Source organism: Moorena sp. SIO3B2 (assembly GCF_010692525.1).
Taxonomy (GTDB): Bacteria; Cyanobacteriota; Cyanobacteriia; order Cyanobacteriales; family Coleofasciculaceae; genus Moorena; species Moorena producens.
This window is the reverse complement of sequence record NZ_JAAHHE010000395.1, coordinates 1-5,346: the sequence shown is the minus strand read 5'-3', so window position 1 is coordinate 5,346 and position 5,346 is coordinate 1. Positions and strand designations below refer to the sequence as shown.

Here is a 5,346-nt window from a genome sequence, read left to right as displayed (position 1 = left end):
CATTTATATTATCTCTAGATGAGTCAGACTTTGAAGTAATTAAGCCTCCTTCATCCTAGTCAAGCTAGTTATCATATTTTCTAGTGATCAGATTTTCCATCTCCACCAACCATGAAACACCAGATAAATATAAATGAGTTCAAGAAAAACGTCAAAGCTGACTTTAACACCAGACCAAACTATGATCAAGGAAGCTTTCACCCTCGGCTAGCCAAGGGTCTAGTAGAAGTATCCCACCTGCAAACTGGACAACGAATTCTAGATATGGCTACCGGTACAGGTTTAGTAGCAATTCTAGCTGCCAAAATTGTCGGTGCTTCTGGAGCTGTTGTCGGTGTAGATATTTCCTCAGGCATGCTCAATTTAGCCCAACAAAAAGTTAAAGCCGAAGGTATCAACAACATCAAATTTATAGAAGCAGATGCAGAAACTATCAACTTCCCAGATAATAGTTTCGATAGGATTCTATGTTCTTCAGCCATTGTATACTTAACAGATATCCCTGCTGCGTTACGGCAGTGGTATCGCTTCGTAAAACCAGGAGGATTAGTCGGATTTTCCTGTTTTGCAGCAAAGGCCTTTCCTACAGGAGGTCTGTTTAGAGAAAAAGCAGGAGACTATGGCATTGTAATTCCTAATCCCAATGGACCCCTTGGTAGTCCCGAGAAATGTCACCAGCTACTCACCGAAGCAGGTTTTCAAGACATCAACGTCAAAACCGACCAACTTGGTTACTACAGCAGTGATACTCAAACAGTAGCAGCAAACTCTTGGCGGGGAAACTCAAAGAGTGCCTTTGGCGCGGAAGTTTTCCAGCTTTCTCCAGAGAAATTAGCACAATTGAAAACTGAATTTTTTGTAGCCGTTGAGCAATTAGCCACACCACAAGGCATTTGGATAGATATTACAACGTTTTTTGTTTGCGCCAGGAAATCGGTAACATTTTCTATTCCCAAATAATCCCTAAATCTAAGCTATCAGCTATCAGCTATCAGCTAATGGGGTGGCTACTTGAGTGGCTATTGGCCTTTGGCCACGCTACTTGAGGTGCCAATGGGGCGGCTACTTGAGATCCGAACAGCTTGTGAATAAAATAAGCTGACTGCTGACTACTGACTGCTGACTGCTTACCTTAGGTTTTTAAAGGTTAAACGTTGCACTATTGCTATTATTTATTTTTCTTTTTGTTCTTCCTCCACCACTGGCATTGATTCTGTAGCATCTTCTGCTGAGTAGCCTGAAAATTTAGCCAATTGCTCTAACGACAGCATACCAGGATAAAACCGACCATTAATTTCCCAGGTTGGAAAGCCTTTGATCTTCGCTTCAATGCATAAGTCAGTTTGGGAGGTTTCAGCCCTTGGGTCACATTCAATATAATTGATCTGCTTAAATGCCTCACCAAACATTTGCTTCTGCTTTGTACAATAGGGACACCAGTAAGCCCCATACATTTTAGCACCAATTTTGTTCAAATGACCAGATAAAGAGGTGGCTGAAGGGGTAACTGGGAGTTCAGGAGCAGGGGATTCTAGGGTTACTTTTGTAGGGGTAGAGGGTGAGGGTTCTCCTAAAGAGGATTCCGCAGCTACTGTCAGTAGGACAAGACTAGAAATCACCCAGACAGTCTTATTTAAACTACGAATAAATATCCATGGGAGTTTAATGCTAGGTTTGGCGTTCATAGTTTGTAGGGGATATATTGGAATTATCCAGGGAATTAATCACTTCTTTACCGTTTTAACCTGATCTTGTCGGAAACTACCAAATCTTGATTAATGGGATCTAACCTCTCTACTTTCTTTGCTTACCAGGCTCCCAGCCCATTAGCTGGCAAGCATAGCATCGCCATATAGCAATCCTATCTGATTCGTGAAAGAAATGGACTGCTTTAAGGCAGAAGGCACCCACCCCTAACCCCTCTCAGGAGGGGAATGGCAGAAGGCAGATGATACCGGAGTTGGAGCTAGTTTTTCAGAAGTGCAGTGATGTTACAAATGATTTAGGATTGCTATAGCGCTTAAGCTGAATGCTTACTTTTCTGGAATTAACCTCAGCATCAGTGAATTATCTAATAACTAATCATCACTCTTTTTCATAAACAGGCAACTATGGTCAAACGTTTGCTTACCAAAGACATGCTCGATTTTGACGCTCCAGATCAAGTCAAGGATGTTATCCAACCTCAAGGGCGTCCACCGGAAACAGACCCTACTCTGGGTATCCGTCCGGAATTAAGTATTGAAGTCAACCAAAAGCCAGGCACTCCCCGACATCGACTGGTCACCATTGGTGATTCCCTAAGCCATGGCTTCCAGAATGGAGCAATTTTTAACACTGAGCGCTCCTATCCCATAATGATTGCTCAAGAAATGGGTTGGGAAGAACACCTGCGTCGTCCAACCCAATATGGCAAATTCGGTGGATTGCCCCTGAATCTGGAGTATTTAGTTCGGCACTTAGAGCGACAGTTTGGTGACCAGATACAGTGGTGGGAATTAGGACCGGCTCTGTTTTCAATCCGCGAATTTATGGACGACATAGAAGATTATTGGGAACGGGGTCCTGGTTGGCAAGGGGGCGTTGGCTCTACTGTTGCTATGCACAAAGGGATTAACCACAATCTCGCTATTTATGGGTGGAATCTTAAAGACATTATCTCTCACGACGCAGATACTCTCAGAAAGGCAATCGAGGCACCAACGGATGATCTATTGCGGCAAATCGTTGAGAATGCTAACGAACATGCGGCATTGAGGGTTTTGGACTCCGCACGGGATTCACAAGGTAAAGCACTTACCCCAGTGCAAGCTGCCGTGGCACTAGGGCAAGAAGGAAGTCTAGAAAACGGTCAGGGAGATGGTATTGAAACCCTGATGATCATGATTGGGGCGAATAATGCCATGGGCACCGTTGGTCAACTGCAGGTCAGATGGAGTTGCGATCGCGATTCAAATTCACCACAGCCCAATCAGCGACCTACGGTCTGGTGTCCGGAAGATTTCAAAGCTGAATTGGATCAAGTAGTTGACCAAGTCAAGCAAATCCAAGCTCGCCATGTGATTTGGGCTACAGTTCCCCATGTCACCATTGCCCCCATTGGTCGTGGAGTAGGAGATAAGATCGCTACTGGCTCGCGCTACTTCCCCTACTACACCCGTCCTTGGATTAGTGACGAAGATTTCGATCCTAACCGTGACCCGCACATTACCGCACAACAAGCCCGAGCCATTGATAGCGTCATTGACCAGTACAACGACTATATTGCTGATGCTGTACGTCAAGCTCGAAAAGAAGGTCGAGATTGGTATTTATTTGAATTAGGAGGATTACTGGATGGCTTAGCTTATCGACGTTATATTGAAGACTCCGACTGCAGACCAGATTGGTGGACTCCCTATCAGCTGGCACCGGAACTCGAAGCTCTTTCACCAGTACCAGATACTCGCTTTTTTAGATCCGATGCCACCGGTCGCACCAGCGGTGGTTTCTTCACCCTAGATGGCATTCATCCCACTACCATTGGCTACGGTATCGTTGCTCAAGAATTGATCACTCTTATGCAGCAACAAGCTGGTGTCAAGTTTTATGGCAAAGACGGTCGCACAGAGCGTCATGATCCAGTCAAGATCAATTTCCAACGCCTGATTGCTCTAGATACCTTGATTTCCGATCCACCGAAATCTTTATCGAGTAGTCTGAAATGGCTGGATTGGCTCGATCAGAACTTGCAAATTTTCCAGCGCTTACTAAGAAAGGGGAATTGAAGAATGAAGAATTTAGAATGAAGAATGAAGAATGAAGAATGAAGAATGCAGAATGCAGAATGCAGAATGAATAAATTCTAAATTATCCGGTTAACTAGTTAACATATCGATGATATGGGAATAGGTAGTTTCCTATTCCCGATTTTACAAACTAATTTCAACTAGTGATTAATTTAAAGGGGAATAATTTACCAATTTATCCAATTGCAGATTTGAGATCATTTTCGGGCGCTCAGGATGTCCACCCCACTCATATTAGTTCCTTGATTCAGCAATTCCAAGTATGGAGCGTAGGCAAAAACGCGATTACGTTTTTGCCCAGTAATTTCTTGTAAAATACCAACATCACACAGATCATTAACTAATTTGTTGGCATTAGGGTATTTGAGTTGAATAATTTTTTGAACCTGTTCAACAGTGATAATTGGCCTAAAATAAAGGTTATCCAGCACGATTATAGCGTTTCCGGTTCGCTTCCCCATCTTATTGACCAGTAGTTGATGATGTTCTTCCTTCATGGTTACTATGTTGCGGGCAGTAGCGGACGCTTCCTGAGCGACTTCGTAAACACCACGCAGAAAGAACTTTAGCCAACCTTCCCAATTGCCACTATCTCTGACAGCTTGAAGTCGGTCATAGTATTCAGAGCGATATTTCTTGAAATAGTAAGAAATATATAAAAGCGGGCGCTTCAGTATATTCTGCTCACATAGAAGAAATGTAATTAGTAGACGCCCTGTTCTGCCATTGCCGTCAAGAAAAGGGTGAACTGTCTCGAACTGAGCATGAGCCAATCCAATTTTTAGCAAAGCGGGAATTGGTTTTGAATCATGCAAAAACTTTTCTAGATTATCTAGAGCTTGTTTCATTTCATGGGGTGGAGGTGGAACGTAAGTAGCGTCTTTGAGGGAACATCCTTCCGGACCAATCCAATTCTGGCTACTACGAAACTCACCTGGATCTCGCTCAGAACCTCGCACTCCTTGCATTAACTTCTGGTGTATTTCCCGAATCAGGCGCAAACACACAGGTAAATCCTTCAAGCGCTCAAGACCGTGGTTAATAGCAGCGATATAGTTAACCACCTCAGCCACTTCTTGAGGATTATCTGGTTCGAGTGTTTGGGATTCAAATTCCAGAACATCTATCAAAGATGCCTGCGTTCCTTCAATCTGACTCGACAAAACCGCTTCTTTGCGAACATACATAAACACAAATAGGTCAGGGTTAGGCAGAGCATCTGTTGATCCATCTAGCCTACCGAGTGCACGATCCGCCTGAGATAGAAGCTGCCACATCTCGTCATCGATAATGATGTCAGGCACAGGCGGCAACGGATTCGGTATGAAAGCTTTATATCCACTAAGCTGATCCACATACTGACCTGCTCTAGTAGCACTAACCATTATTATCGCTGTCGTTAATACTGAATATTTTCCAGCTCTATATTAACGAAAAGCCATCTCTTTCGTTAATAAGCCTATAAATGAAAATTTATATGATATAATTACCAACTCGAAAAAATCAACTGAAAGGATCCATTACTATCCTATAGCAGTCGCCAGGGCAGTTAGGACAT

4 protein-coding genes are annotated in these 5,346 nt (G+C 43.4%); 2 read left to right on the top strand and 2 right to left on the bottom strand.

From position 1 onward, the window contains the following. Positions 1-111: 111 nt before the first annotated feature. Positions 112-960, top strand: a complete 849-nt coding sequence (locus tag F6K38_RS34485; protein ID WP_287253804.1) for a class I SAM-dependent methyltransferase — start codon at positions 112-114, stop codon at positions 958-960. 212 nt (positions 961-1,172) lie between these two features. Here F6K38_RS34485 and F6K38_RS34480 read toward each other — a convergent pair whose 3' ends face one another. Then, positions 1,173-1,685, bottom strand: a complete 513-nt coding sequence (locus tag F6K38_RS34480; protein ID WP_008183374.1) for a glutaredoxin family protein — start codon at positions 1,683-1,685, stop codon at positions 1,173-1,175. 426 nt (positions 1,686-2,111) lie between these two features. On the opposite strand from F6K38_RS34480, the gene F6K38_RS34475 reads away from it, so the two are divergent. Further along, on the top strand, positions 2,112-3,767 hold the full coding sequence (locus tag F6K38_RS34475) for a hypothetical protein (RefSeq protein ID WP_008183371.1): 1,656 nt from the start codon (positions 2,112-2,114) through the stop codon (positions 3,765-3,767). Between the two features lie 218 nt (positions 3,768-3,985). On the opposite strand, the gene F6K38_RS34470 is transcribed toward F6K38_RS34475, so the two are convergent. After that, positions 3,986-5,173 (bottom strand): Fic family protein, encoded by a 1,188-nt coding sequence (locus F6K38_RS34470; protein WP_008183368.1) that lies wholly within the window; start codon positions 5,171-5,173, stop codon positions 3,986-3,988. Positions 5,174-5,346 lie beyond the last annotated feature (173 nt).

Coding starts and splice junctions, on each gene's coding strand:
- F6K38_RS34485 (WP_287253804.1), top strand. CDS start 112: ATGAAACACCAGATAAATATAAATGAGTTCAAGAAAAACGTCAAAGCT.
- F6K38_RS34480 (WP_008183374.1), bottom strand. CDS start 1,685: ATGAACGCCAAACCTAGCATTAAACTCCCATGGATATTTATTCGTAGT.
- F6K38_RS34475 (WP_008183371.1), top strand. CDS start 2,112: ATGGTCAAACGTTTGCTTACCAAAGACATGCTCGATTTTGACGCTCCA.
- F6K38_RS34470 (WP_008183368.1), bottom strand. CDS start 5,173: ATGGTTAGTGCTACTAGAGCAGGTCAGTATGTGGATCAGCTTAGTGGA.